This window comes from Streptomyces sp. NTD91 (assembly GCF_059510455.1).
Map to the genome: position 1 here is coordinate 1 of NZ_JCAJZW010000033.1, position 25,216 is coordinate 25,216.

Consider the following 25,216-nt stretch of genomic DNA (forward strand, 5'->3'; position numbering starts at 1 on the left):
CGATCTTGACCAGCGCCTCGCCCGGACCCGGGTCGGGCACGATGATCGTCTCCAGGCTGACAGGGGCGCCCTTGCTCCGCGCGACGACACCGCGGACCTGCTGAGTCATGGCCACTCCTCGGCTCACAGAGGGGCGAGACGTTGCCTATTACGGCACACCTCTCACGTTTCGCAACACAGCATCGCGGAGCCCGAAGCAGCGGTCAAGGATCCGGCACGAGTGAGCAGCCGGCCTCTTCCGGCAGACACGCAAGGGCAGCGCCGGCCGGAGCTGTCCGGCTCGGGCGCTGCCCCTGAGGCGTGGTCAGGCGTAGACGTGCTGGACGAACTCCGCGAGCTGACCTTCGTTGAGGTGCCGGGCGATGTCGGTCTCGCTGATCATGCCGATCATGCGCTTGTTCTCCACGACAGGGAGGCGCTTGATCTGGTGGCCCTCCATCTCCCGCAGGGCCTCCGAGATGTCGGCGCCGGCATCGATCCAGCGCGGCGTACCCTCGCACAGGTCGGCGCAGGTCATCCGCGCCGGGTCGTGACCCGATGCGACGCACTTCACCACGATGTCGCGGTCGGTGATGATGCCGACCATGCGGTCGCCGTTGTCCGGGTCACTGACCGGAAGCGCGCCGACCCGGTGGTCCCGCATCATCTGCGCGGCGCGGTCCAGCGTCTCGTACCGGGGTATCCACTGGGCGCCGGGGTGCATGATGTCCTTGGCAGTCGTCATCGCTCGTCCTTCCATGTGGAGCGCGCGCAGGTGTCGGGAGCGCGGATGCCGTCAACGTGTCGCGCGCGTACGCCGGTTCCGCTCGCGCAGATAGGTGACCAGATCGGTGCGCAGGTACCGACGGGCGGCTTCGGCCGCCTCCGGCGGGGTGCGTTCGCCCATCAGCACACACAGCGTGTAGCCGCAGTCCTCGAAAGCGGCGCGGGAAGCCAGGTCGGCCGGTGCCGCGACCGCGGCATGCCGGCACACCAGATAGCGTCGCAGCTGACGGAATACTTCGGATCTGGACGGTAGCAGCATGATCCAGGTCACCGCCCCAGGGACTCGGCGGACTCTCCGACAGTGGTGACGCCGCTGCCACGGCGCAACGGCGCGCATCCTCGCCCCGAACAAGGCCCTCCAGCCATGGTGCACGAGCCGAACGCCGATGTCTTGTTGGGCTTTCAATCGACAGTCCGGCGAGCACCGGAGAAGCGCACGAGGCACCGGAGGAGCGCCGCCACGGCCGAGCCGGCCTCCCGGCGCCCGGGGCTCTCGTCCCGGGTCAGGCGGGTCCGAGCGTGCTCGTGTCCCGCGCCCTGCGCCCCCAGGGGCCGCGCGGGCGGCGGTGACGGCGGCGGTGGGCGGCGCTCGTCGTCATCATCGCCAGACCGAGACAGAAGATCAGCGCCAGCGCGAGGCCCGAGCTGAACAGCGCGAGCCCGTTCATGGTGGCGATGTCCTGACCGAGGACGGAAACGGTGTACTCGGGCCCGCCGGACAGGTTGCCGAGGATCGCCAGGGCCGTGAAGGCACCCGTGCCCGCGAGCAGGAGCAGTCCGAGGAACAGCATGCGAGTCATCTCCTCAGGAAACGTATGCCGACGTCTCGGGTACCCGCGGCGCTCCGCCCGTAGCGCAGCGGCGCCACCGGCCGCCCGGCGCGGGGAACGGTCCGGGCCCTACGCCGGCCCGCCCGCGCCGCCTGCCGCGAGAGCGAGGGTGCCGTCGGCCGCCATGCCGATGTGGACGCCGTGGCTGACACGGTCGAGGGTCGAGCGCAGCCAGGCGCGGTCCTGCTCGTCGGCGGGCTCCAGCCGCATCCGCCGCGCCCGCAGCGGGAACATCCGCATCCCGGCCAGGCGGCCCGTGTCCGCCTCCACCGAGACGAGGTATCCGAGCCGCAGGTCGTCGCGGTACTCCTCGTAGCCCGAGATGCCCTCGTAGTCGTCGATGAAGTCCCCGCAGCCGTAGAGGATCAGCCGCCCCCGGTACACCTCGACGGGGCGGACATGGTGCGAGGAATGCCCGTGGACGATGTCGACGCCACCGTCGACGAGCGTGCGCGCGAAGCGGATCTGCTCGCGGGTGACGCCGTAGCCCCAGTTGGATCCCCAGTGCACGGACACCACCGCGAGGTCGCCCGGCTGCCTCGCCCGCCGTACCCGCTGGGCGCAGGCCTCGGCCGCCGCCGCGGACAGGTCACGGACGAAGGCGACGCCCGACCGGTCCGCGGTGGCGGCCCAGCCCGGCGGGATGCCGCTGGACAGGGCGCCCAGGGCGAAGACCAGGACGCGGCGGCCGGGGCCGACGGGGACCGCCGCGGGCGCGAAGGCCTGGTCGGCGTCGCGTCCCGCGCCGGCGGCCCGCAGTCCCGCGCCGGCGAGCGCGTCCAGCGTTTCCTCAAGGCCCGGCCGTCCGAAGTCCAGCACATGGTTGTTGGCCAGCACGCACACGTCGGGCCGGGCGACCGTCAGCGCGGGCAGGTTGGCCGGGTGCATGCGGTAGTGCACCGCCTTGCCCGGCGCGAACGCGTCAGCGCGGGTGACGGCCGTCTCCAGGTTCACGATCCGGGCGTCCGGGTCGGCCTCGTCCAGCAGCCGCAGCGCCTCTCCCCACGGCCAGGCGGGCCCGACCGGTGCGGGGACCGGGCCGTTGACCGCTTCGGCCAGCTCCACGTACCCGCGGGCGTCCGTCACGTAGCCCTCGCACAGCACCGGGTCACCGGGGTGCGGAAGGATCTGGTCGACGCCGCGCCCGAGCATCACATCACCGCACAGAAACAGCGTCAGCACGCCGCCCATGTCCCCACCCTAGACGCTCGGCCGAGAGCCGGGTCCGTGTGAACAGGGGCGAGGGCAGTGGAGCGCGCTCGCAGCAGGATTCGACGTCGACTTCGCGAACTTGTCCAGACACCTTCTCTCCATGAGGGGATCGCAAGAAGTTCCCCCGGCCGTACCGGCGAGCACCCTAGAGTCGAGCTGTCATGTACGCGACTCGTCAACGACGGCGGGTCCGCGGTCACCGGACTCACCAGGAGAGCGCATGGTCTCGCGTCGCACAGCTACCGCCCTCACCTCCGCAGCGGCAGCGATGCTGCTCGGCCTCAGCGGCTACGCGGCCCCCGCCGCGAGCGCGGGCACCGGCACGGAACTCGCCGTGTTCGCCTGGAACGTCGATCTCGGCACGGCGATCGTCGACAGCACCCAGAACGAGAAGGCGGCGCAGCGCACCCCGGTCGTCGAGAACGTCATCCGCGGGCACGACGCGGACGTCGTGGTGCTGGACGAGGACTTCAACAACAGCTCCGCGGCCGACATCGTGGCCGAGCTCGCCGACCTCTACCCGTACCACACCCCGCTCGTCGGCCAGACCTGCTCCGGCGGCGGCTGGACGGGCATCAGCGGGGACTGCTCCAACTCGTTGTTCGTCATCAACGGCGGCACGATGATCCTCTCCAAGTACCCGATCACCGCCCAGTACGCCCACGTCTTCAGCAACTCGACCCGCGGCACCTGGGACTACCACGCCAACAAGGGCGCGGCACTGGTGCGGATCGAGAAGGACGGCGTGCCGAGCTGGGTGGTCGGCACCCATCTGCAGGCCGACGAGTCGGGGACCTCCACGGACACCACACAGACCACCCGGCTCGCACAGCTCGGCGAGATCCGCGACTGGACGGACGGCATCGTCGGCTCCACAGCGCCGGTACTGATCGGCGGGGACATGAACGTGGAGTACTACGGCGGCCGGTCGCGAGGGGACTACGACCACGCCCAGGACGCGGTGAACGGTGTGCTCGGCACCCCGGCCACCGACTCCGGCCAGACCCTGCGGACCATGGACTGCCCGCTCTCCGCCTGGTGCCAGTACATGTCCGACGTCGAGTCCTTCCCGAAGGACTACCGTGACGACCTCGACTACATCGGGTATCTGAATGCGCCGGGCCGCCCGGCGCCGGCCGCCATGTCCACGGTGAAGGTCGACTTGGACCCCCAGCCCGGCTGGACCACCGGACAGCTGGACACCAACGCCCCCAGCGACCACTACCCGGTCGAGGCGACCTTCCGGCTCGGCTGACCCGCCGGGACGGAGGGAGCAGCGAGACAACCCCCGGGCCCCTGGCCCGGGGGTTGGTCTGTGCGGCGCAGGCCGGGGGCGGTGACGGCTCGCCGGCCGCCCGCCGGGCCGAGCACGGATCAGGCGCCCGCGGCCGTGACGACCGCGTCCGTGGCGAAGCCGAGCAGCAGGCCGAGCAGGATGCACCAGGTGGTCAGGGTCTTCGGACCGGTCTTCCGGGCGACGGCCAGCAGTTCGATGACGACATAGAGGATCGAGCCGGCGGCGAGGCCGAGGAAGGCGATGGACAGCGTGTCGTCGACCAGGTGCTGGCCCACGAGCGTGCCGACGAAGGTGGGGCCGCCGCCGATCAGGCCGAGCACGAGCAGCGAGCGCCAGGAGGGGCGCTCGCCCTCGGCGGCCAGCGGGGCGACGATACCGAAGCCCTCGGTGGCGTTGTGCAGGCCGAAGCCGATGATGAGCAGCAGGGCGAGGGAGATCTCGCCGTTGGCGGCGGAGTTGCCGATGGCCAGTCCCTCGGCGAAGTTGTGCAGGCCGATGCCGGTGGCGATCATCAGGGCGAGCGAGCCGGCCTGGCTGCGGGTCCTCGGGGCCAGCTCGGCGGTGGCGGCGGCTCCGGGTCCCGAAGGACGCGCGGCGGCCGCCCGGCGACGGGCCAGCCAGGCGTCGTAGTGCACGAGTCCGGCGAGGCCGATGGCCAGGCCCACGGCCAGCGTGACACCGCCGGAGGCGACCGTCCCCCACGCGTGCTTGCCCAGCGCCTCGTCGACCGGCTCCCAGGCGTGGGCCAGCACGTCCCAGACGAGGAAGACCAGGATGCCGATGGCGACGGCGTTCAGGCCGGCCCTGAGCCGGGGGGTGGGGGTGCGGAGACGGCCGAGGGGAAGGCCGAGGTAGATGGTGAAGCCTGCGATGGCGCCGAGCAGGGCGATATGGCCGCTGGACATGGGGACTCCGGTTGGTCGTGCACAAGAAGCGCATCGACCGTAAGCCAGGCAAGCCTTACCTAACAAGTTGGAAGGGCGATCTTCACCCAGGCTTGAGCAAGTCGTTACCGGGCACGGGGCGCGCCGCGTCGCTCTGCTGACCGCCGTCTCCGCCCGGGCCACGACTGCCGTCCTCCTGCCGTCGGCGACACTCTGCGCGAGGGACGACGGACGGGACATGCGCCTGATCGCGCGACGGCCGGCCACCGGGTCCCCGGCGACCGGGCTCCCGAACTCACCGGCGAGGACGGCTACCACAGCAGCGGCGCCGTCCCGTACCACCTCCGCACCGTCGACGAGATCACCGCGTACTTCGACGGCCTGGAACTCGTCGGTCCCGGCGTCGTCCCGGTCACGCATGGGCGCCCGGACCCGGGTTCCCCCACCCCGGAGATCATCCGGAACACGGAGGCCCCGCCCGGAAGCCGTAGCCGCGAGCGCGCCGACCACGCGCGTTCCGATCGGACGGGACGAGGACGCCTCGGACACCGGCCGCCCCGCCCCGGGCGCGGACTCGAGGAGAGGACGTCGGTCAGGCCGGCTCCACCGTGTCCACGGGCAGCCCCGCCAGGCGCCATTCGAGCATGCCGTCGTTGAGCCGGACGGTCCGGCGCCCGTGGCCGGTCAACAGGCGGACCGCGTCGTGGGCGAGGACGCAGTACTCGCCGCGGCAGTACACGACGATCTCGGTGTCCTCCGGCAACTCATCGATGCGGCCGGCCAGTTCGCCGACCGGGATGGAGATCGCGCCGGGGATGTGCCCGGCCCGGTACTCCTGGGCCGGGCGCACGTCGAGCAGCGTCACCACGCCCGCAGCGACGCGGGCCTGGAGTTCGTCGCGGCCCATCTCCACCGCGCCGTCGTCACGGAGGTAGGCGTCACGGGCGGCCGGGACGGCGGCCTGGTACTTCTCGGTGACCTTGCGGAGCAGCGCGAAGAGCCGGGCGACGTCGTCCCCGGCGAGCCGGTAGTGGATGCGCACACCGTCGCGGCGTGCGGCCACGAATCCGGCCCGCTTCAGTGTCTGCAGGTGCGCCGACGCGGTCGTCAGGTTCAGCCCGGCCGCCTTGGCGAGGGCGTCGACGGTCCGTTCGCCCTGGGCCAGCAGATCCAGCAGTTCCAGACGCTTTCCGCTGGCCAGCGCCTTGCCGCCGACCGCGAACGCGTCGTACAGCCGCGCCTTCGATCCGGCTTCCGTGGTCTGCGTCATATGAATCCTCCATACATCCATGGAATATCGTAGAGGACGGAGCGGGGGATGCGGACACCTGACCTTGGGAGAACTGCGGTGGGCCTCGCCGACGACGATCTGAAGGCGCTGGTCGACGAGGCGGCCGACGGCGTCCGCCTCGTCGACCCGGGCGGCGGCCACGCCCCGGTCGTGGACGCGAGCCGCGATCCGCGCGCCATGACCGCCGCCGGCCTCCTGGAGCGCGCCGGGCACGCCGGCCCGAGTCTGCTGAACGGCTCCGGTGACCACGCCGCCGCGCACGGCCGGCAGCTCATCGGGGGCGGTGCCGGATGACCGCCGCCACCGAGTCCGCGGCCCCGGTCCGGCTGGGGCTGCGCGAGAACTGGGCGCAGTTCACGCTGCTCGTCATCGTGAACATCTGCGTCGGCGGACTGGTCGGCCTGGAACGCACGACCGTGCCCCTCATCGGCGCCCGCACCTTCGGGCTGACCAGTGACCTGGCCGTCTTCTCCTTCATCATCGCCTTCGGCCTGACCAAGGCCCTCACCAACCTCGCCGCCGGCGCGCTCACGGCCCGCTTCCGCCGAAAGCGACTCCTGGTCGCGGGATGGCTCACCGGCATCCCCGTGCCATTCGCCCTCGCCTGGGCGCCGTCCTGGGGCTGGATCGTCGCCGCGAACGTCCTGCTCGGTCTCAACCAGGGTCTGACCTGGTCGATGACCGTGAACATGAAGATCGACCTCGTCGGTCCCGCCCGGCGGGGACTGGCCACCGGACTGAACGAGGCCGCCGGTTACACCGCCGTCGGCACCACCGCCCTCGTCACCGGCTATCTCGCCACCGCGTACGGCCTGCGTCCCGTGCCGGAACTCATCGGTGTCGTGTTCGTCGCCGCCGGTCTCGCACTCGCCCTGACCGTGCGGGACACCGCCGCGCACGTCGCCCTCGAGCTCTCCCGGCACGCCGTGCCCCTGCCGTCCGGTGAGAGCACCGCGCCGGCCGCCGTCTTCGCCCGGACGTCCTGGCGGCACCGGTCCCTGCGCGGGGCCAGCCAGGCCGGCCTGGTCAACAACCTCAACGACGGCCTCACCTGGGGCGTGTTCCCACTGCTCTTCACCGACCACGGTCTCGGCATCGCGGCCGTCGGCCTCATCAAGGGGCTGTACCCGATCCTCTGGGGACTCGGTCAGGTCCCCACCGGCCATCTCTGCGACCGGATCGGCCGCAAGCCGCTCATCGTCACCGGCATGCTCGTCCAGGCCGCCGGATTCGTCCTCGCCCTCGGCCTGCTGGACGTCCCCCTGCTGGCCGGCGTCCTCTCCGCGATCGCGCTCGGGCTGGGCACCGCCATGGTCTATCCGGCCCTGATCGCCTCGGTCTCCGACCACGCGCACCCCGCGTGGCGGGCCAACGCGCTGGGCACCTACCGGTTCTGGCGCGACGTGGGCTATGCCGCGGGCGCCCTGGTCGCCGGCGTCCTCGCCGACACCCTCGGCCTGAACGCCACGGTCATCGCCGCCGCCGCTCTCACGGCCGGCTCCGGCCTGCTCGCCGCCCGCTGGATCAGCGAACCGGACACCGGCGGCCGACCGAGGCGCCGGGCGAGCGCCCGTCGGTGTCGCACCGGCGAGGACCCCCGGCGGCCGGGTGGCCGGGCCAGGGGTCCTCGGCGCATCAGGGTGCGTCAGCCGTCGGACTCCGACGACGGGATGTAGGCACCCGGCACGTCGTTCGGTGCGTAGATCTTCTTCTCACCGGGGTACGGCGTCTTCCAGTTGTGCGTCAGGTACCAGGTGTAGTGGTTCATCTGGGCGGGGTTGGCGAAGTCGGGGATGGCATGGGAGCCGGTCAGGTGCTGCTTCGACTTCCAGCGGTCCCACTCGGAGGCGAGCTTCTGCATGTCCGCCGGGACCTTCGTCGCCGGCACGGCCGCCGCCTTCGGGTCCTGCGCCGCCGGGGTGTCCACACCGCAGGAGGGCGGCGTCTTCAGGCCGTCGGTCAGCGAGGTCCGGTTGGGCAGCGCCGTGAACGGCGTGTAGTCCGGGCGCCGGGTGAAGGCCCCGCGCATCGGAGTGGCCGCGCTGTCCTTCTGGTTCATCGGGTGGATCCCGAGGATCTGCTCGATGGTGCGGATCATCGTGATCTGCGAGTAGTAGTGGCTGTCGACGGTGCGGTGCTGGGCCCAGGGGCTGATGATCTGGATCGGTGCACGGTGGCCGTCGACGTGGTCGAGACCGGCCTGGGAGTCGTCCTCGACGACGAAGATCGCCGAGTCCTTCCAGTACTTGCTGTGCGAGATCTCGTCGACCATCTTGCCGACCGCGAGGTCGTTGTCCGCCACCTCGGCCGCCGGGCTCGCCGGACCACCGGTGTGGTCGTTGGAGAGCCAGAACATGTTGAGGTTCGCCGGACCGTTCTTCTCGAAGTCCTGCTTCCAGATCTGGTACTTGTAGACGTCCGGGACGTCGAGGTCGAACATCGGGAAGCCGGGCACCGACACCGAGTTGAGCGACGGTATCGCCGAACCGGTCTGGATGGGGTAGTCGGTGGGCTGCCCCGTCGCGTCCATGTTCTTGGCGTCGCAGTACAGGTTCTGCCAGGTCGCGCCGGCCGGCTTGCTCTCGGCCGACTGGAACTCGCCGAAGTCCCGCACCGTCTTCCCGGCCGCCTGCGCACCGGTCCAGATGAACCCGGACTTCTGGTGGCCGAGGGCGTCGTTCTCCGTGTCGTAGCTGCGCTGGTACTCACCCGCCGAGGACTCGGTGTACTCCGGGTCGTCGGCCTGCATCAGCCAGTTGTGGCCCTCGGCGGAGTTCGTGCCGATGTCGTACGTGTTGTCGTACAGGCCGAACTGCCTGGCCAGCGCGTGCTGGTTCGGCGTGACGTTCTCGCCGAACTGCGTCACCGACGGATCGCCGTTGCCCTGCGGCATGTCGCCGAGGACCTGGTCGTAGGTCCGGTTCTCCTTGACGATCAGGAAGACGTGCTTGATCGTCGAGGGGTCGCCGAGCCGCTGCGGGACCGGCACCGGCCGCGCCTTGCTCCCGCCCTTGGCGAGCGAGACGGAGTCGCGGGTCCAGCCGTTCTGCTGGAAGACCTTGGCCGTCTCGGACCTGATGACGCTGTCGTCCGGCAGCGTGAACCGCGTCAGGCTCGAGGTCGTGTCGTGCGTACCGTGCCCACCGGCGGTGGTGGGACGACGGGCGTCGATGCCGCGGGTGTTGGAGACCAGCACCTGGTCGCCGACGGTCGTGATCTCCGAGGGGAAGTAGTCCGTCGGGAGCAGGCCGACGTAACTCACCGGCTCCAGCGGGCTCTTGTACCGGTACACGGCGACCGCGTCGGCACGGCCGAGGGTCACCAGCAGGCGGCCGTCGTCGGTGAGGGTCACCGCGTTGGGCTCGTAACCCACCGACGCCTCCGGCCACGGCTGGGTGCTGATGGTCTGCACGACCTTGTCCTTGCCGGTGTCGATGACCGACACGGTGTTGCTGGCCGTGTTGGTGACGAACAGCGCCTTGCCCTTGGCGTACAGGGCCGTCGGGTGCAGGCCGACGTCGATGCTGGACGGGGCCGCGCCCGGGTTCGCCAGGTCGATGACGCTGACCGTGCCGGTGGTGGTGGCACCGGTCCTCGGGTCGGCCGGCACCTGGGTGCCGTACGAGTTGATGGTGGTGTCGCCGGCCTTGGCCGGACGGCCGCCCTCGTTGCTGACGTAGAGCTTGTCGCCGACCTGGACCATGTCGCGCGGGGCGTTGCCCACGCTCCAGCTCTGCTTGACGGCGCCGGTCGCCGTGTCGATGGCGACCACCCGGTTCTGGCCGTTGACCGCCGAGTACACGGTGGAGCCGTCGGCGGAGAACACCGCCTGGCCGACGAGGGCGCGCTTGGAGCCGTCCGCCGGGATCGTGACCGACGTCGGGTTGCCGACGGTGCCGTCGGGGTTGACGGTGAACTTGGTGTAGCCGTCGGTCTGGCCGAACCACAGCTGCTTGCCGTCGGGCGAGTACGTGGGACCTTCCTGGCCCACGGAGTTGCTGCTCAGGCGCGGGGCCGAGGTGGCGGCGGTGCCGACGACCTGCTGGACCTTCCAGTTCTTGACGTCGACGATGGCCAGCGCCGCACCACCGTCGGTGACCGCGGCCGCGAGGTGGGTGCCGTCCGGGCTGGGCGAGGACGACATGATCTTGCCGTTGTCGATGACGAGGCGGTCGCCGTACGGGGCGATGTACTGGTCGCTGGAGATCACCTGGCCCCGGTCGGTCGTCTGGCCGACCTGGTCGGTGCCGAACTGGTGCGTCTGGGCGTAACCGACGCCTGCCGTCACGGCGAGGACCACGGCCGTGGCGCCCACCGTGAGGGCGCCGCGGCGCCCCACTCGTCTGCCGCGGAACTCCGTCTCCACCGGTCGGCGGTTGCGGGTTACCTGCATGGGAAAGTCATCCCTTCGAGGTGCTGAGAAGTTCGACATTGCCGTCGAACTGCCAAAGGGGGTTCGGTGCGTCGCCGGTCGGGGTCCGCACCAGGAAGTAGCCGTTCACTTCCTTCGGCCCGTCGCCGTCGGCGACGTACCGCCCGTCTGAGGTGACGTCGAGTTGGTAGACGGCCGTCCCCGTCGCCTCGACGCCGGGCAGATGCCAGGACACGACGCAGCGCCAGTCGTTGCCGGGGCCCTCGGCGGCGGCCCGGACGCTGCCCTTGTCGCACGCCGCCGTGGCCTCCAGCCGCGCTTCGGTGACATCGGGACGGTTCAGCTCCTTGGTCTGCAGGCGGTAGAGGTGGGCGAACTCCGTGGCCAGGGAGCGCTGCACCTTGTCCTGCGAGATGCCGGAGCCGGTGGCCCCGGTCGACGGGGCGACGACGGCGACGGTCACGCCGGTCAGCGCGAGGAGCGGCAGGAGACCGACGGTGACCGCGCGGCGCCCCGAGCCGTCGGCGGTGAGATCGGTGAAGTCGCGCCGCAGGAACAGCAGGTAGGCCAGCGTTGTCGCCACCAGGGCCCACACCAGGCCGACCGCGACGCCGATCAGGAGCGGGCCGAGCTGTGCCGGGCTGGTGAACAGACCGTTCCAGGCGATGAAGGCGTAGCCGGGCAGGGCGAGGCGTACGGCGACGGGGAGCGGCAGCATCTGGGCGAGCTGCATCGCGAGCGCGACGATCGCGGGCAGTAGCAGCCCCATCGGGGACCGCCCCAGCACGACGGAGCCGAGGAGCCCGATCCCGGCGAGGGCCAGCGCCGGGGCGAGGACGCACAGCCAGGCGAGGGCGACCTTGCCGGCGGCTTCCGAAGGCGCCAGCTGGTGACCGTCGAGGCCGACCAGCGGCCGGTTGCCGACACTCGCCAGGCCTCCGGCCACGCTGGAACAGGCCAGCCCGGCCACGAGCAGCAGGATGACGGTGAGGCTGGCCAGCGCCTTCGCGGCGAAGACCCGCCGGGGCGAGCGGACCGCCACGAGCAGGTGCCGCCAGGTGCCGAGCCGGTCCTCGGAGGCGAACACGTCGCCGGCGACCACCGAGGTCAGCAGCGGAAGTGCCCAGGTGCCCGCGAAGCCGAGCACCACCAGGGGTCCGGCCCATCCGGTGGCGAGCATCCAGCGGCCGAAGAGGGTGTCCGAGGGGAGCGTGCTCTGCCGGCTCACCGCCGCGACGAAGAGCGCCGGGGCGATCCAGCAGGCGAGCACCAGCAGGCGGATCCGCCATTGCGAGACGAGCTTGACCAGTTCGAAGCGATAGCCGCGGGCGACCGGGACCCGTGAGGGGGCCGTGGTCCGGGCGGGTGCGGTCGCGGTGGCGGTCATCGGCCGGCCTCCTGCTGCTGGGCGTGGGTGTCCTGCGGCCGGTCGCCGGCTTCCTGTCGCGGTACGACGGCGGATGCGGGCCGGCTCGTGCCGGGCTCCGGTTGCCCGGAGCCGGAGCCCGCCTGTTCCGTGTCGGGTCCCTGATGCTCGGTCAGGGCCAGGAAGGCGGCCTCCAGCGGGGAGACGACGGGGGCGAGTCCACGCACGGCCACGCCCGACCGGACGAGCCCCGCCACCAGTGCGTCGAGGGCCGGCACCAGGCCCCGCACGACGAGCACCTCGTCCCCACCGGGGCGTCCGTCGTCGGCGAGGTGGATCCCGGGCGTGCCGGCAGCGATTCGACGGGCGCTGTGCGGGTCGGAGGCGACCAGCCGGTAGTCGAGTTCACGGTTCTCGGCGGCCAGTTTGCGCAGCGGGCCGGAGAACACGACCCGCCCGGTGGCGAGGATGGTGACCTCGGAACACAGCGCCTCGAGGTCGTCCATGCGATGGCTCGACAGCACGACACCGGTCCCCTCCGCCGCGAGGCGGGCCAGGACACCGTGAACGTGTTTCTTTCCGGCCGGGTCGAGGCCGTTGGACGGCTCGTCGAGCACGAGCAACCGGGGCTTGGTGAGCAGGGCGGCGGCGAGCCCGAGCCGTTGCCGCATGCCCAGGGAGAAGCCGCGGATCCGGTCGTCGGCGACATCGGTGAGTCCGACCTGGCCGAGGACGTCGTCGATGCCCGCCGTGCGCGCGTCCCCGCCGCGCAGGGCCGCCAGGGCGGCGAGGTTCTGCCTGGCGGTCAGCGACGGGTACAGGCCGGGGCCGTCGACGAACCCGGCCACCCCGTCAGGGACGGCGAACGTCCTGCCCACCGGCGCACCGAGGATCTCCAGACGGCCGTTGTCGGCCACGGCGAGCCCGAGCAGGAGCCCGAGAAGCGTCGTCTTGCCCGCGCCGTTCGGGCCGACCAGGCCGTGGATCCGTCCCTGCGCCACATCCAGATCGATGCCGTCGAGTGCGACGACATCACCGAAACACTTGGTGATCCGGCGAGCCCGGATAGCGAGCGGTGCGTCCATGAGCCCCTTCTTTCGAAAGCCTCATGGACCCTAGGGAGAGCACACCGTACGCGCAGGAATGGTCAGTTGAACGCTCACGGAACGGAAGACAACAGCCGTCCGCCGCGTCCGAGCCGGCACGGCCGGCCGGCTCCCCTGCCCCGACAGTCGGGGGACCGGCCGGCTCCCTTGCCCCGACAGTCGGGTGACCGGCCGTCAGAAGACGGCGCGCACCTCTCCCACCTCCTCGCCCCTGCCCAGCACCGGCGCACGGCCGACGCGCTCCAGCACGGGTGCCGTGACCGCCATCAGGCGCAGCGCACGGGCCAGCACGGGGCCGAGAGCGCGGACTCCCCCGTCCTCGATCTTGACGGCCATGGCACGGCCGTCGGGCAGGGCGAGGCCCTGCACGGCTTCGGCTCCCACCTTGGACAGGACGCCCGGTATCTCCCGCATGAGCCAGGTGTCGTGGCGACGGGTGCCGGCGACGTACTCGGGATGGGCGCGCATGGCATCGGCGACCCGCCGTTCGGGGGTGCCGGGGGCGGCGAGCACGAATGAGCGGAAGGCGCGCGCGAGGCCGGTCGGGCTGATCGCCATCAGCGGCGCACCGCAGCCGTCCACGCCCACGGCGGCCACCGATTCACCGGCCGCCTCCTCCACGACCGTGCGGATGACGCGCTGGAGGGGATGCTCGGGGTCGAGGTAGGACTCCAGCGGCCAGTTCCGCAGCGCGGCGGCGGCCAGCATCGCCGTGTGTTTGCCGGAGCAGTTCATGGCCACGCGGTCGCGCCGTCCGCCCGACGCCAGGCAGGCCTCCTGCTCCTGCGGGTCCAGCGGGAGTGCGGGCGGGCACTTAAGGTGATCCGCGGTCAGCCCGTGCTCCTTCAGCATCGTGCGTACGAGGTCGCGGTGGAACGGCTCGCCGGAGTGGCTCGCCGCGGCCAGGGCCAGCCGTTCGCCCGCGAGGTCGAGGCCGGCCCGCAGCGTTCCCGCCGCCTGCATCGGCTTGTTGGCGGACCGCGGGAACACGGGGGACGTGACATCACCGATCGCCCACTCCACCGAGCCGTCCGCGGCGAGCACCACCAGGCTGCCCCGGTGGCGCCCTTCGACGAATCCTGAGCGGACGACCTCGGCGAGGACCGGGGCACTCGGTGTGCTCGTGGTGGGGGTCGTGGCGGACAGCGGCATCGGGTCACCTTCCTGACGGGAACCAGGAGCCTGACGGGCGCGACCCGTCCGGCCGTCCCCGGGATCGCCGGGCACATGATCGCAGGAGCGGGTCTCCCCGCACGCTACTCGCGACCGGGTCACCCGCCGCCCGCAGGCCCAGCGATCCCGCCACCGCCACCGTCCGCCGACGGTCGTGCGCGCCCGCGCGACGCCGCCGAAGTCCTGCGGCCGGAAGGAGCACCCGGCACCACTCCCGCCGGTCGTGTTACGCCCCTGTGACGCCGAACGGACGGTTCGAAGATCCGGATCTGTCAGGCTCGGGTTCGAACAGAGCGGCAGACGGTCGCGTGGCCTTCAGCGACCAGGGCGACGGCCGGGCGGCTCTGGCGCATGCGTACCGCACGACCCGACCAGTCGACGTTCCTGGGGGAATGCACTCATGACCACCCGTACCCGCACCATGGCGGCCGCCATCGCCGTGGCCGCCGCCGTCACCGGCTCCGCGCTGCTGGGCGCCTCCGGCGCCGCCTCGGCCGCCACCGGCGCCTCCCACGGCACCCTCACCATCAGCAACGGCACCCGGTACGTGCTGATCAACGGCCACAAGGTCGACTTCAAGGTTGCCGTCCGGGACCTCGCCTGGTCCCCGGACGGCAAGAAGGCCGCCTTCGTGGACGGCTCCGGCAACCTGGACATCGCCAACCCCGACGGCAGCGGGCGTGTGGTGGTCGCCAAGAACCCCGGCGACCAGAACTGGTCCCACCCGACCTGGCAGGTGGCTGCGAAGGACACCCGCTACAACATCCCCGCCAAGGACAACCTCGTCTTCGCCGCCCGCGCCAAGGGCGTCTCCCGGCTGAAGTACATCTCCGCCAAGGCCGTCCACGGCACTCCCAAGACGCTCTCCCTGTACGGCGACCCGGGTCCGGGCGGGCAGCTGCCGCAGACCGGCAACGTCTGGCCGAACGCGGCGGGGCACTACGGCACTTCGGTCTATGCCAACGTAGACACCGGCGCCGTCTACATCCGCGACGACTACCTGCGCCAGCAGGGCGGCAAGCTCACCAAGGGCTCCCAGCCGGCCCTGGCCCCGAACGAGGAGGAGGTCGTCTTCGTGCGCTCGGTCGCCGGACACGACCACGTGCTCGTCGAGGACTTCATGCACGGCAACCACGTCAAGGACCTCACCCCGCACGCCACGACCGACTACACCGAACCGGCCTGGTCCCCCGACGGCAGGACTCTCGCGGTGCGCACCCCGTCCGGCACGGTGACCCTGCCGGCCGACGGCTCGGGGCATCCGGCCAAGGTCACCTCGACGGTCGGCCTGGCGGCGTACCGCCCCTGACCTCGTGTCGGACGACGGGCCGGGCGCGCCCGGGGCGCGAAGTGGGGGTCACTTCGCGGTCCGGGCGAGCTCGGCCCGCAGTTCGTCCAGATGCGCGTCGGCGGTGTCGTGCGGCAGGAACTCGACGACGTCGAGGAACCGGAAGAGCACCCGGCTGGCGGTGACGGCGTACTCGTACTCGCCGAAGCCCACGACCGCGCCCATGGTGCCGCGCACCGCGCCCCGCACCACGTGCGAGGTCATGCCGTCGGGTTCCGTCGCCGACATGCCGCGCCGGGCGTTGGGCCGGGCCAGATACGGGCACACCATCGACGCGTACAGCATGCATGCGCGGTGCCCCGGTCCCTCGAGCGTCGGCGCGAGATTGCGGTAGGGCCGCCCCGCGGCCAGCGCCTCACCGATCGCCGCGCTCTCCGCGGCCCCCACCACCCGCCACACCGGTCCCTGGGGCATGCCCTGATCGCACACCGAGCACAGGCGCTTGCGGGCGCACGCGGCGCTGCGCTCGTAGTCGGTGAGCGCGAACCGGGGCTCGTCCCCTTCCCAGGGGGTGATCGCCGGTACGGGGTACCCGCGAGCGTCACGGGGCCGTGCCTCGACCGCCGCCGGCATGGGAACACTCTCGAATCGCACAGGCCATGCCTACCAGCAGCAACGGCTTGTGGCCAAGGTCATGGGGGCGGTCGGCGGGAAACGGAGGCCGGGGTGGACCGCCCTGGTTGACTGGGCCGCATGGACCTCGCCGACGACATGCCCGTCGGGACCGGGCCCGTCCCGACGACCCGGGCAACGCCTGCGCTCGACCCTGAACTGGCCGCGGTTCTCGAACGTCCAGAGCCGCCACCGGCGCGTCGCTCAGCATCGTGGCCAGGGCTCCGGTCTGCACGGCGCCGAGGCAGGGGTGCGACCGCAGACCGGCGCGGTCGAGCAGGGCCACGACGACGCCGGTCCCGACTCCGACGGCGATGCCCGCGAGCGTCCCGAACCCGGTGAGCCGGTTGTCGCGGTCCTCCCCGTCCGGCACCGGGTGCCCCGCCTGGTGGTGATCTTGTCCACCACGGCCTGCGGGGCGCCGCTCGACGGCCGCCCGCGCAGCGCCATGTCCAGATGGGTGACGGCGTCGAGCGCCGTGGTACCGGCGGCTCCCGCCACGCAGCCCCGCGCGATGCTTCGGAACACGTTGCTCCGGGTCCCCGGGCGTCACGTGCGTCGAACGGTACCGCCGGCCGCGTTCTTCCGGCGGCGGGGTCGCCGGGGGCGAATCCAGGTCGCCGGCGTTGCCGTCACCCCGGGGTGAAGCGGATCGGTGTGCCCGCCGCGGCCTGCGCGGCAGCGGCGAGGGCGCCCTCGGGCACGACGCCGATCACCGGATAGCCCCCGGTGGTGGGGTGGTCGTGCAGGAACACCACCGGGCGGCCGTCCGGGGGCACCTGCACGGCGCCGAGCACCATGCCCTCGCTGGGCAGCTCGCCGCTCGACACGCGCTCCAGCGCCGGCCCTTCGGTCCGCAGGCCGATGCGGTTGCTGTGCTGCGACACGCGGTAGGTCGCCGAGGTGAGGGTGCGCAGCGCGGTCGGTGTGAACCAGTCGGCACGCGGCCCGAGCCGGACCGGCAGGGTGAGTTCGGTGGGCGGCGCCGGCCAGGGAGCGGTGTCGGTGAGCGCCGGCACCGGGGCGGGGGTGCCGAGCGGCAGGACGTCGCCCTCACGCACAGGCGCCGGTCCGAGTCCGGAGAGCAGGTCCGTCGAGCGGCTGCCGAGAACCGGGTCGACGGCGATGCCACCGGCCACGGCCACGTAAGAGCGCACGCCCGCGGTCACCCCGGCCACGTTCAGGACGGCGCCCGCGGGCACCCGCACGGGCACGCCCCAGGCCACCGGCCGGCGGTCGACCGTCACCGGGCAGGGCGCGCCGCCCACGACGACGGTGAGGGCACGGTCGGGGCGCAGGGCGCAGCCGGTCAGGGTGGTCTCCAGGACTGCGGCGTCGGGGGTGTTGCCGAGGAGCCGGTTGGCCAGTCGCACGGCGGGGGCGTCCAGGGCGCCGGAGCGGGGCACACCCAGGTGGGCGTGGCCGCGCCGGCCACGGTCCTGCACGGTGGTCAGGGCGCCGGAGCGCACGACGGTGAGCTCGACGGTCATGGCATGCGGTCCTCTGCCACGAACCGTACCCGCGTGCCCGGCGTGAGCAGGGCCGGCGCCTCCCGGCCGAGGTCCCACAGGGCGCTCGGGTCCGGCATGGTTCCGATCAGCTGCCAGCCACCGGGCGTCGCACGGGGGTAGACCGCGCTGTACGGGCCGGCGAGCGCCAACGCGCCGGCCGGAACACGGGTGCGGGGTGTGGCGCGGCGCGGCACGTGCAGCTCCGCGGGCAGACCGGTGAGGTAGCCGAAGCCGGGCGAGAAGCCGCAGAAGGCGACGCGGAACGTGCAGGAGGAGTGCCGGGTGGCGACCTCGTGGACACCGACGCCCCAGACGGAGGCCACATGGGCCAGGTCGGGACCGTCGTAGCGTACGACGATCTCCACGGCGCCCTTGTCGTCGTCGGCCCGGTCGGGGACGTCCCAGTCGGCGATCCGCCGCGCCAGCTCCTCCGGGTGTGTGACACCGTCCAGCAGCACGGTCCGCGCGCCCGGCACGATGTCCGCGACGGGCGGCAGAAGGCCCGCCGCGCGCCGTCGCAGGAGTTCGCCGTGGAAGGCCCCCGCCTGCTCGGCGTCCGGCAGTTCGACGAGCAGTGCGTGGCGCCCGGCGGGGTGCACCCGCAGCGGCCGGCTCTCCGTCATGCGAACGCACCGACCTCGATCCCGGCCGCCTCCAGTGCCTCACGCACCCGTGCCGCGATCCGGGCGGCGCCCGGGGTGTCACCGTGGACGCACAGGGAGCGAGCGGCCACCACGACCGTCGTACCGTCAACGGCCTCGACCGCACCGTCCACGGCGAACGCCAGGGCGCGCCGCACCACCGCGTCCTCGTCGACCACCACGGCGTTCGTCTCGCGCCGTGGCACGAGCGTGCCCGCCCGGGTGTAGGCACGGTCCGCGAAGGCCTCCGACACGGCGGTGAGGCCCGCCTGCTCCGCGGCGGCGAGCAGTTCCGACCCCGGCAGGCCGAGCACCGACAGCGCCCCACCCGCCAGTTTCACGCCCTCGACCACGGCAGCGGCCTGCTCCGCGTCGTGCACGGTGCGGTTGTAGAGCGCGCCGTGCGGCTTGACGTAGGCCACCTCGGTCCCGGCGGCCTGCGCGAAGACCCGCAGGGCCCCGATCTGGTAGGCCGTCTCGGCCGCCAGCTCGTCGGCCGGTACGTCCATGGCCCGACGGCCGAAGCCGGCCAGGTCGCGGTAGGACACCTGCGCGCCGATCCGCACGCCGCGTTCGGCGGCGAGGTCGCATACGCGGCGCATCACCGAAGGGTCGCCCGCGTGGAAGCTGCACGCGACGTTGGCGCTGGTCACGACGGAGAGCAGGGCGTCGTCGTCGGTGAGGGTCCAGCGGCCGAAGCCTTCACCGAGGTCTGCGTTGAGGTCGATCACGCCTTCAACCTAAGGGATTGTTGAACGATCCGACAAGAGATGGATTTACCGAACGCCCCCTTGTTCGATCGTTGAACGATCCCCTAGGGTCCGTGCGTCCCTCACGGATCCGGACCCCCGGATCCGCGCCGCTCGGGCGTCCCGCCCGCACACCCCAAAGGCCACCGCATGATCGTTCTCCTCGGCGTCGTCGTGGTGATCCTCGGATTCGTCACGCGCCGCAATCCCGTCCTCGTGGTCGGCGTCGCCGGTGTCTTCACCGGACTGATCGGCGGAATGAACCCGCTGGAAGTCCTGGCGGCCTTCGGCCGGTCCTTCGCCGACAGCCGCTCGGTCACCGTCTTCGCCATCGTCCTGCCCGTGATCGGTCTGCTGGAGCGCTACGGCCTGCGCGAACAGGCCCGCAGGCTCATCGCCCGGCTCGGGGCTCTCAGCACCGGACGGTTCCTCACCGTCTACCTGCTGGCCCGTCAGATCACCGCGGCCTTCGGCCTCACCAGCATCGGCGGTCCCGCGCAGACGGTGCGGCCGCTCGTCGCCCCCATGGCCGAGGCCGCCGCCGAACGCTCGGCGGGTGCGGCGCTGCCCGAGCGTCTGCGGGAGAAGGTGCGGTCCTACTCCGCGTCCGCCGACACCGTCGGCGTCTTCTTCGGTGAGGACTGCTTCGTCGCGATCGGCTCGATCCTTCTGATCACCGGCTTCGTCAACTCGACGTACCACCAGAACCTCGAGCCGACCCAGCTGGCCCTGTGGGCGATCCCCGTCGCCGCCTGCGCCTTCCTGATCCACGGTGCCCGCCTGCTGCTCCTGGACCGGCAGTTGCAGCGCGAGATGGCGCTCGCCGCCGAACACGACCTGCCGCTGCCGAAGGAGAGCAACAAGTGATCAAGGTCGAATGGCTCTACTGGCTGGTGGGCCTCGTCTTCGTCGTCATGGCCGTGCAGATGGCGGCCGACCGCAGCAACCCCAGGCGATGGACGTCCGCCGCGTTCTGGGGCCTGCTCGGGCTCACCTTCCCCTACGGCACCGGGGTCGCCAACGCCACCGCGAAGAACGGCGGCTGGACCCTGCCCGCCGAACCGCTCGGCGCCGCGGTGCTGGCCCTGATCGTGCTCGCCGGCTTCAACTTCCTCGGCAAGGGCGTCCCGGTCACCGGCACCGCCGAGGAGCGCGAGGCCGCCGCCGGCCGTCTCGGCAGCAGGATCTTCGTCCCCGCCCTGACGATCCCGCTCGTCGCCATCGTCTGCGCCTCGCTCCTCGACACCTCGGGCCTGTTCGAGACCGGCAAGGCCACCCTCATCGGTCTCGGCATCGGGTGTCTCGTCGCTCTTGGCGTCGGCATGCTGGTCACCGGCGAGCGGAAGCCGTCCGTGCCGCTGCACGCCGGCCGTTCCATGCTGGAGGCGATGGGCTCGGCCCTGTTGCTGCCCCAACTCCTCGCAGTCCTCGGCTCCATCTTCGCGCTCGCGGGCGTCGGCACCCAGGTCGGCAGGATCGTGCACGACGTCCTGCCGGACCACTCGAAGTACCTCGCCGTTCTCGCCTACTGCGTCGGCATGTTCCTGTTCACCGTGATCATGGGCAACGCGTTCGCGGCGTTCCCCGTGATGACCGCGGCGATCGGCTGGCCCGTCCTCATCCAGCAGATGCACGGCGACCCGCCGGCCGTCCTCGCCGTCGGCATGCTGGCCGGCTTCTGCGGCACGCTGTGCACCCCGATGGCCGCCAACTTCAACATCGTCCCGGCCACCCTGCTCGAGCTGAAGGACCAGTACGGTCCCATCAAGGCGCAGATCCCGACGGCCCTTCCGCTCCTGGTCTGCTGCACCGCGATCATGGCGCTCTTCGCGTTCTGACCGGTTCCGGCTCCCGCACCCGATGAAGGAAGTGCCATGACCCGCGTGCTCATCACCGGCTTCGCCCCCTTCGACGGCCAGCAGGTCAACCCGTCCTGGCAGGCGGCCTGCCTCGTGGCCGCCGAGCCGCCCGCCGGGCTCACCGTCACCGCCGCCGAACTCCCCTGTGTCTTCGGCGAGTCCATAGCCGCCCTGCGCGCCGCCGTCCGCGCCACGGAGCCCGATCTGATCCTGTGCCTGGGCCAGGCGGGCGGGCGCCCCGGCGTGACCGTCGAACGCGTCGCCGTCAACGTCGACGACGCGCGCATCCCCGACAACGCGGGCAACCAGCCCATCGACGAGCCCGTGGTCCCCGGCGGCCCCGCCGCCTACTTCTCCACGCTCCCGGTGAAGGCCTGCGTCGCCGCCCTGCGCGCGGCGGGCGTGCCGGCGGCGGTGTCCAACACGGCCGGCACGTTCGTCTGCAACCATGTCGCCTACGGCCTCGGCCACCTGATCGCCACCGAATTCCCGCGCGTCCGCGGCGGTTTCGTGCATGTGCCCTGGGCCCCGGAGCAGGTCACGGACGGCACCGCGCCCGCCCTGGAACCCACCACGGTCGCCCGCGGCCTGCGCGCGCTGCTGCCGACCGCGGCCGCCGCCCCCGCGGAGGACGACCTGAAGGTCGCCGAGGGGGCCACCCACTGATGCCGCTCACCGCGCACGCGGCCGGGTTCGCCCGGCTCGCCCTGGCCAACATCACCCGGGAGTAACCCAACTCCCCCGCGCATCTGACGACGTCACCGGACGAGGAGGTACGGTCGAGCGCCCTTCATTCCGCCTTCCACGGCTCCTACGACTGGCACTCGGCGGTCCACATGCACTGGCTGCTGGTCCGCCTCCTGCGCCGGTGCGGCGACACGCCCGCCCTGCCGGACACGGCACCGGTCGTCGACGTGCTCGACAGGCACCTCACGCCCGGAAACATCGCCGTCGAAGCCGCCTATCTCCTCGGCCACCCCTCCTTCGAGCGGCCCTACGGCTGGGCCTGGCTCGTGACACTCGCCGCCGAATGCCGGGCGTACGGGGGTGCGGCCGGACTCCGCTGGGCCGAGGCTCTGGCGCCGGCGGTCGCCGCCGTCGACACCCTGCTGACCGAGTGGCTGCCGAAGGCCACCTATCCGGTGCGCCACGGCAACCACCCCAACAGCGCCTTCGCTCTGGGCCTCCTGCTCGACGCGGGCAACCTGCCCGCCGCGACCACCGAGGCCGTACGACAGCGGCTGCTGGCCTGGTTCACCGACGACCACGACGCGCCCGCGCACTGGGAACCGTCGGGCCAGGACTTCCTGTCCCCGGCGCTGACCGAGGCCGACGCGATGCGCAGGGTGCTCGGCAGGGAGCAGTTCGCGCGGTGGCTCGACCGCTTCCTGCCCGCGCTGGGCTCCGGCGCCCCCTGCCCGTTGCTTGAGGTGCCCGTCGTCTCCGACCGTGCCGATCCGCAGATCGGCCATCTGCTGGGGCTCGCCCTCAGCCGGGCCGCCGCCCTGCGCTCGCCGAGCTGGAAGGTGATGGTGGTACGGCCGTAGGGCGATCCTCCCCCGGCGGTCGCGGCCCTGCTGCGGCGCATCACCTGACACCGGGCGCGTACGGCCGGCTCGCAGGGCGGCCGGCGCCTGCATCCCCCGGAGTCAGCCGCCGACGATGAGGTCCGTGCGCAGGACGGCGCGGCGGCCGTGCAGTTCGCCCTTCTCCATCCGGGCGTGCACGTCGGCCGCCGCGCTCAGCGGGAGGACCTCGATCGTGCGGGGCCGGAGTGCACCCCGGCCGAGCAGGTCGTTGATGTACGCGGCGGCCTCGGCGAGTTCGCCGGGTGTCGCGTGCGAGATCACGAACCCCACGACGGAGCGGTCGTTCATGTACAGCGCCCCGGCGGGCAGCACCGGACGGGTCCGGAGGCCGGCCAGCAGCACCACGCGGCCCCTGAGGGCGAGCAGTCCGAGCGAGGTCTCCAGGTCGTTGGCGCCCGCCGTGTCCAGGTACAGGTCCAGCCCGGACGGCGCCGCCGCGCGGATCTTCTCCGTCAGGTGCGGATCCCGGTAGTCGAACACCTCGGCCGCGCCCAGCTCCGCGCAGTACCGGGCGTCCCGCGCGCCGGCCGTGGCGAGGACGCGGGCACCGGCCCGCACCGCCATCGTCACCAGGGCGCTGCCGACGTTGCCGGCGGCGCCCGCGACGAGCACGCTCTCGCCCACGCGGAGCCGCCCGTGGACGAACAGCGCCAGATAGGCGGTCGCGGCCGGGTGGAGCACCGCCACAGCGGCGCACGCATCGACGCCCTCGGGCAGCCGGTACAGCCGGTCGGCCGCCACCACCGCCTGTTCCGCCGCCGCGCCCTGCCGCCCGCCGTGCCCGAGGCTGTTGCACCACACCCGGTCACCGACCCGGAAGCCGGTGACACCGGGGCCCGAGTCGGCGACCGTGCCGACCAGGTCGCGACCGACGACGAAGGGGAAGTCCACGTGTGTGGGGAACTGCCCCGACCGCACGAAGGCGTCCACCGGGTTGACCGCGGTGGCCAGGACGTCCACCAGTACGTCGGTGGGTCCCGGCCGGGGTGCGGCGACCTCGCCGTACCGGATGACCTCCGGGGAGCCGAGCTCCTCGATGTACGCAGCGCGCATGGCACCCCATGGTTCCGTCTCCGCCGGGAACTCGGCCCGACCGGTCCGGCCACCCCGCGTCGCGTGCGCCGGGGCGCCGATCGACGCGAGGCCGACGGCGACGTCTCCCTCGACGACCCGGCCCGGGCAGGTCAGCGTCTCGGCTCCGTGCTCTCCACGCCCAGCGCCCAGGCGCCGTAGGCCGACCCGGCGATCTCGAACGAGAAGATCACGTGGGAGGCGGCGGTGTTGACGTCGCGCCAGAAGCGCTGGAGGGGGTCGGAGTCGAAATGGCCGGTCGTCCCGGTGCCGCGGAAGAGCCGTTCGACGGCCGACACCGACAACTCGACCGCGAGCGCCAGGTCCCGGGGACCGCGCACCGCCGGCTCACCGTCCTCCGTCGCCTCGACGCCGTCTGCGACCCGTGCGGCCCGCTGGACGAGGAGTTCCGCGGCGTCCACCTCGGCGGCCGAACGCGCGAGACCGATCTGGACCGACGGCTTCTCGCGCAGCGGGGCGCCCCGCCGGTCGGTCCGCCGGACGTTCTGCTCGGCCGCGGTCCGCACCGCCCCGCGCGCGGCGCCCACGACCGGAACGGCGAGCGGCAGCCCGTTCACCTCGTTCACGGGCACCGTGTGGCAGCGGGCCGTGGAGGCCGTGGCCCGCCCCGCGTTGAGGTCGAGCCGCGACAGGGTCAGATGGTCGGGCACGAAGACGTCGTCCAGGACCATCGTGTCGCTGCCGGTCCCGCGCATGCCCAGCGTGAACCAGGTGTCCTTCACGGTGATGTCGGCCCGCGGCACCGCGAAGAACCGCACCTCCCCCCGCCCGTCCGGCCCCACCGCGCCGGGTACGGCGGAGCAGGCGAAGACCCAGTCGGCGAACCGAACCCCGCTGATGTACTTCCACTCACCGCTCAGCCGCCAGCCGCCGGAGACCCGGTCCGCCTTCCCGGCCGGCATGAGCGCGCCCGCCATCAGGGTGTCCGGCCCGTCGGCCCAGAGCACCTGCTGGCCCTCCGGGGGAAGGTACGCCCCGTACCTGGCCGCGTGGGCGGACAGCGAGGCGGCCCAGGCAGCCGAGGCGCAGCCCTCGCCGACCAGGGCCACCGCCGAGGTCATGTCCGCGAAACGGCCCTCCGTACCGCCGAAGGCGGCGGGGACGAAGTGCCGGGCGAATCCGGCCTCCCGCACCGCCTCGACCACCTCCGGCGCAAGCCGCCGGGCGGCCTCCGTCTCCTCGCTGCACCGCGCCGCGATCTGCGCGACACGAGGAGCACCGGCGACGACCGCCGCCACGCCCGGCTTCTCGGCAAGGATCGTCGCCGTCGCCGTCGCTGTGCTGTCGCTGAGCATGTGTACGCCACCTCCGTCGGGATGACGGCAGTCTCTCCGCCCCGGCCCGCGACGGGCCGCACCCGAGCCGGGACCTGCCCGTCAATCACCCGACCGGCTTCGCGCCACCGCGCCACCGGCCACGGCTCCCGTCCGCGAGCGGGCACACGGCACCGGTCGGGCCTCCCACGTCGGGGGCCCGAACCTACAATGACGACATCAGCCTGTCCGCCGTCCGCCCGACC

General features: G+C 72.4%; 23 protein-coding genes and 2 pseudogenes. 9 read left to right on the forward strand and 16 right to left on the reverse strand.

Annotated elements, in window-relative coordinates; genetic code table 11:
• Positions 1-304 precede the first annotated feature (304 nt).
• From AC5WRT_RS27850 to AC5WRT_RS27865, 4 genes are all read right to left on the reverse strand, one after another.
• A complete protein-coding gene (locus tag AC5WRT_RS27850; protein ID WP_496097047.1) occupies positions 305-724 on the reverse strand; it encodes a CBS domain-containing protein in 420 nt (139 codons plus the stop codon).
• A 51-nt stretch (positions 725-775) separates the two neighbouring features.
• Positions 776-1,036, reverse strand: coding sequence for a DUF5133 domain-containing protein (locus AC5WRT_RS27855; RefSeq protein ID WP_496097046.1), 261 nt, complete (start codon positions 1,034-1,036; stop codon positions 776-778).
• A gap of 232 nt (positions 1,037-1,268) precedes the next feature.
• Positions 1,269-1,556: a hypothetical protein gene (locus AC5WRT_RS27860; protein ID WP_496100716.1), complete on the reverse strand. Its 288-nt coding sequence runs from the start codon at positions 1,554-1,556 to the stop codon at positions 1,269-1,271.
• 108 nt (positions 1,557-1,664) lie between these two features.
• On the reverse strand, positions 1,665-2,786 hold the full coding sequence (locus AC5WRT_RS27865; RefSeq protein WP_496097044.1) for a CapA family protein: 1,122 nt from the start codon (positions 2,784-2,786) through the stop codon (positions 1,665-1,667).
• A 241-nt stretch (positions 2,787-3,027) separates the two neighbouring features.
• On the opposite strand from AC5WRT_RS27865, the gene AC5WRT_RS27870 reads away from it, so the two are divergent.
• Positions 3,028-4,062: a sphingomyelin phosphodiesterase gene (locus tag AC5WRT_RS27870; protein ID WP_496100717.1), complete on the forward strand. Its 1,035-nt coding sequence runs from the start codon at positions 3,028-3,030 to the stop codon at positions 4,060-4,062.
• Positions 4,063-4,181: 119 nt separating this feature from the next.
• On the opposite strand, the gene AC5WRT_RS27875 is transcribed toward AC5WRT_RS27870, so the two are convergent.
• Entirely contained in the window at positions 4,182-5,009 is an 828-nt protein-coding gene (locus AC5WRT_RS27875) for a ZIP family metal transporter (RefSeq protein WP_496097042.1), read from the reverse strand.
• A gap of 282 nt (positions 5,010-5,291) precedes the next feature.
• On the opposite strand from AC5WRT_RS27875, the pseudogene AC5WRT_RS27880 reads away from it, so the two are divergent.
• Positions 5,292-5,479 (forward strand): annotated as a pseudogene (locus tag AC5WRT_RS27880) (SAM-dependent methyltransferase); the annotation flags it as partial.
• 101 nt (positions 5,480-5,580) lie between these two features.
• On the opposite strand, the gene AC5WRT_RS27885 reads toward AC5WRT_RS27880, so the two are convergent.
• The gene (locus tag AC5WRT_RS27885) at positions 5,581-6,258 is read right to left on the reverse strand and encodes an ArsR/SmtB family transcription factor (protein ID WP_496097041.1); all 678 of its coding nucleotides are present in this window, start codon (positions 6,256-6,258) and stop codon (positions 5,581-5,583) included.
• A gap of 78 nt (positions 6,259-6,336) precedes the next feature.
• Between AC5WRT_RS27885 and AC5WRT_RS27890 the strand changes: the two genes are divergently transcribed.
• Both AC5WRT_RS27890 and AC5WRT_RS27895 read left to right on the forward strand, forming a co-directional pair.
• Positions 6,337-6,573, forward strand: coding sequence for a hypothetical protein (locus AC5WRT_RS27890; protein WP_496097040.1), 237 nt, complete (start codon positions 6,337-6,339; stop codon positions 6,571-6,573).
• Positions 6,570-7,955, forward strand: coding sequence for an MFS transporter (locus tag AC5WRT_RS27895; RefSeq protein ID WP_496097039.1), 1,386 nt, complete (start codon positions 6,570-6,572; stop codon positions 7,953-7,955). The genes AC5WRT_RS27890 and AC5WRT_RS27895 overlap by 4 nt, the downstream gene beginning before the upstream one ends.
• On the opposite strand, the gene AC5WRT_RS27900 is transcribed toward AC5WRT_RS27895, so the two are convergent.
• The 4 genes from AC5WRT_RS27900 to AC5WRT_RS27915 all read right to left on the reverse strand — a co-directional run bounded on the left by AC5WRT_RS27900 (position 7,925) and on the right by AC5WRT_RS27915 (position 14,275).
• Positions 7,925-10,672, reverse strand: a complete 2,748-nt coding sequence (locus AC5WRT_RS27900; protein ID WP_496100718.1) for a bifunctional YncE family protein/alkaline phosphatase family protein — start codon at positions 10,670-10,672, stop codon at positions 7,925-7,927. The two genes, AC5WRT_RS27895 and AC5WRT_RS27900, sit on opposite strands and share 31 nt — an antisense overlap.
• A 7-nt stretch (positions 10,673-10,679) precedes the next feature.
• The gene (locus tag AC5WRT_RS27905) at positions 10,680-12,038 is read right to left on the reverse strand and encodes an ABC-2 transporter permease family protein (protein ID WP_496097037.1); all 1,359 of its coding nucleotides are present in this window, start codon (positions 12,036-12,038) and stop codon (positions 10,680-10,682) included.
• Positions 12,035-13,102: an ABC transporter ATP-binding protein gene (locus AC5WRT_RS27910; RefSeq protein ID WP_496097036.1), complete on the reverse strand. Its 1,068-nt coding sequence runs from the start codon at positions 13,100-13,102 to the stop codon at positions 12,035-12,037. Before AC5WRT_RS27910 ends, AC5WRT_RS27905 begins: the two co-directional genes overlap by 4 nt.
• 195 nt (positions 13,103-13,297) lie before the next feature.
• A complete protein-coding gene (locus AC5WRT_RS27915) occupies positions 13,298-14,275 on the reverse strand; it encodes an asparaginase (protein ID WP_496100719.1) in 978 nt (325 codons plus the stop codon).
• A 421-nt stretch (positions 14,276-14,696) separates the two neighbouring features.
• Between AC5WRT_RS27915 and AC5WRT_RS27920 the strand changes: the two genes are divergently transcribed.
• On the forward strand, positions 14,697-15,605 hold the full coding sequence (locus tag AC5WRT_RS27920; protein WP_496097034.1) for a TolB-like translocation protein: 909 nt from the start codon (positions 14,697-14,699) through the stop codon (positions 15,603-15,605).
• A 48-nt stretch (positions 15,606-15,653) separates the two neighbouring features.
• Here the strand turns inward: AC5WRT_RS27920 and AC5WRT_RS27925 are convergent, their stop codons facing one another.
• From AC5WRT_RS27925 to AC5WRT_RS27940, 4 genes are all read right to left on the reverse strand, one after another.
• Positions 15,654-16,217: a hypothetical protein gene (locus AC5WRT_RS27925; RefSeq protein WP_496097033.1), complete on the reverse strand. Its 564-nt coding sequence runs from the start codon at positions 16,215-16,217 to the stop codon at positions 15,654-15,656.
• Positions 16,218-16,888: 671 nt separating this feature from the next.
• Positions 16,889-17,746, reverse strand: coding sequence for a 5-oxoprolinase subunit C family protein (locus tag AC5WRT_RS27930; RefSeq protein ID WP_496097032.1), 858 nt, complete (start codon positions 17,744-17,746; stop codon positions 16,889-16,891).
• Positions 17,743-18,390, reverse strand: coding sequence for a 5-oxoprolinase subunit B family protein (locus AC5WRT_RS27935; RefSeq protein ID WP_496100720.1), 648 nt, complete (start codon positions 18,388-18,390; stop codon positions 17,743-17,745). Before AC5WRT_RS27935 ends, AC5WRT_RS27930 begins: the two co-directional genes overlap by 4 nt.
• The gene (locus tag AC5WRT_RS27940) at positions 18,387-19,139 is read right to left on the reverse strand and encodes a LamB/YcsF family protein (RefSeq protein ID WP_496097030.1); all 753 of its coding nucleotides are present in this window, start codon (positions 19,137-19,139) and stop codon (positions 18,387-18,389) included. Before AC5WRT_RS27940 ends, AC5WRT_RS27935 begins: the two co-directional genes overlap by 4 nt.
• Positions 19,140-19,307: 168 nt before the next feature.
• Between AC5WRT_RS27940 and AC5WRT_RS27945 the strand changes: the two genes are divergently transcribed.
• The 4 genes and pseudogenes from AC5WRT_RS27945 to AC5WRT_RS27960 all read left to right on the forward strand — a co-directional run.
• On the forward strand, positions 19,308-20,024 hold the full coding sequence (locus AC5WRT_RS27945; protein WP_496097029.1) for a DUF969 domain-containing protein: 717 nt from the start codon (positions 19,308-19,310) through the stop codon (positions 20,022-20,024).
• The gene (locus AC5WRT_RS27950) at positions 20,021-20,995 is read left to right on the forward strand and encodes a DUF979 domain-containing protein (protein WP_496100721.1); all 975 of its coding nucleotides are present in this window, start codon (positions 20,021-20,023) and stop codon (positions 20,993-20,995) included. Before AC5WRT_RS27945 ends, AC5WRT_RS27950 begins: the two co-directional genes overlap by 4 nt.
• Before the next feature lie 36 nt (positions 20,996-21,031).
• Positions 21,032-21,682 carry a pyroglutamyl-peptidase I gene (gene pcp, locus AC5WRT_RS27955; protein ID WP_496097027.1) on the forward strand — a complete coding sequence of 217 codons (651 nt, stop codon included), beginning with the start codon at positions 21,032-21,034 and terminating at the stop codon, positions 21,680-21,682.
• A pseudogene (locus AC5WRT_RS27960) lies at positions 21,682-22,530 on the forward strand (DUF2891 domain-containing protein); the annotation flags it as partial. The gene pcp and the pseudogene AC5WRT_RS27960, both read left to right, overlap by 1 nt.
• Before the next feature lie 135 nt (positions 22,531-22,665).
• Here AC5WRT_RS27960 and AC5WRT_RS27965 read toward each other — a convergent pair.
• Entirely contained in the window at positions 22,666-23,658 is a 993-nt protein-coding gene (locus AC5WRT_RS27965; RefSeq protein ID WP_496097026.1) for an NADPH:quinone reductase, read from the reverse strand.
• Positions 23,659-23,789: 131 nt separating this feature from the next.
• Positions 23,790-24,992 (reverse strand): acyl-CoA dehydrogenase family protein, encoded by a 1,203-nt coding sequence (locus AC5WRT_RS27970; RefSeq protein WP_496097025.1) that lies wholly within the window; start codon positions 24,990-24,992, stop codon positions 23,790-23,792.
• Positions 24,993-25,216: the final 224 nt, after the last annotated feature.

Excerpts from the sequence above, each read along its gene's own strand:
- AC5WRT_RS27850 (WP_496097047.1), bottom strand. The coding sequence starts at position 724 with ATGACGACTGCCAAGGACATCATGCACCCCGGCGCCCAGTGGATACCC.
- AC5WRT_RS27860 (WP_496100716.1), bottom strand. The coding sequence starts at position 1,556 with ATGCTGTTCCTCGGACTGCTCCTGCTCGCGGGCACGGGTGCCTTCACG.
- AC5WRT_RS27865 (WP_496097044.1), bottom strand. The coding sequence starts at position 2,786 with ATGGGCGGCGTGCTGACGCTGTTTCTGTGCGGTGATGTGATGCTCGGG.
- AC5WRT_RS27870 (WP_496100717.1), top strand. The coding sequence starts at position 3,028 with ATGGTCTCGCGTCGCACAGCTACCGCCCTCACCTCCGCAGCGGCAGCG.
- AC5WRT_RS27875 (WP_496097042.1), bottom strand. The coding sequence starts at position 5,009 with ATGTCCAGCGGCCATATCGCCCTGCTCGGCGCCATCGCAGGCTTCACC.
- AC5WRT_RS27885 (WP_496097041.1), bottom strand. The coding sequence starts at position 6,258 with ATGACGCAGACCACGGAAGCCGGATCGAAGGCGCGGCTGTACGACGCG.
- AC5WRT_RS27895 (WP_496097039.1), top strand. The coding sequence starts at position 6,570 with ATGACCGCCGCCACCGAGTCCGCGGCCCCGGTCCGGCTGGGGCTGCGC.
- AC5WRT_RS27900 (WP_496100718.1), bottom strand. The coding sequence starts at position 10,672 with ATGCAGGTAACCCGCAACCGCCGACCGGTGGAGACGGAGTTCCGCGGC.
- AC5WRT_RS27905 (WP_496097037.1), bottom strand. The coding sequence starts at position 12,038 with ATGACCGCCACCGCGACCGCACCCGCCCGGACCACGGCCCCCTCACGG.
- AC5WRT_RS27910 (WP_496097036.1), bottom strand. The coding sequence starts at position 13,102 with ATGGACGCACCGCTCGCTATCCGGGCTCGCCGGATCACCAAGTGTTTC.
- AC5WRT_RS27915 (WP_496100719.1), bottom strand. The coding sequence starts at position 14,275 with ATGCCGCTGTCCGCCACGACCCCCACCACGAGCACACCGAGTGCCCCG.
- AC5WRT_RS27920 (WP_496097034.1), top strand. The coding sequence starts at position 14,697 with ATGACCACCCGTACCCGCACCATGGCGGCCGCCATCGCCGTGGCCGCC.
- AC5WRT_RS27925 (WP_496097033.1), bottom strand. The coding sequence starts at position 16,217 with ATGCCGGCGGCGGTCGAGGCACGGCCCCGTGACGCTCGCGGGTACCCC.
- AC5WRT_RS27930 (WP_496097032.1), bottom strand. The coding sequence starts at position 17,746 with ATGACCGTCGAGCTCACCGTCGTGCGCTCCGGCGCCCTGACCACCGTG.
- AC5WRT_RS27935 (WP_496100720.1), bottom strand. The coding sequence starts at position 18,390 with ATGACGGAGAGCCGGCCGCTGCGGGTGCACCCCGCCGGGCGCCACGCA.
- AC5WRT_RS27945 (WP_496097029.1), top strand. The coding sequence starts at position 19,308 with ATGATCGTTCTCCTCGGCGTCGTCGTGGTGATCCTCGGATTCGTCACG.
- pcp (WP_496097027.1), top strand. The coding sequence starts at position 21,032 with ATGACCCGCGTGCTCATCACCGGCTTCGCCCCCTTCGACGGCCAGCAG.
- AC5WRT_RS27965 (WP_496097026.1), bottom strand. The coding sequence starts at position 23,658 with ATGCGCGCTGCGTACATCGAGGAGCTCGGCTCCCCGGAGGTCATCCGG.
- AC5WRT_RS27970 (WP_496097025.1), bottom strand. The coding sequence starts at position 24,992 with ATGCTCAGCGACAGCACAGCGACGGCGACGGCGACGATCCTTGCCGAG.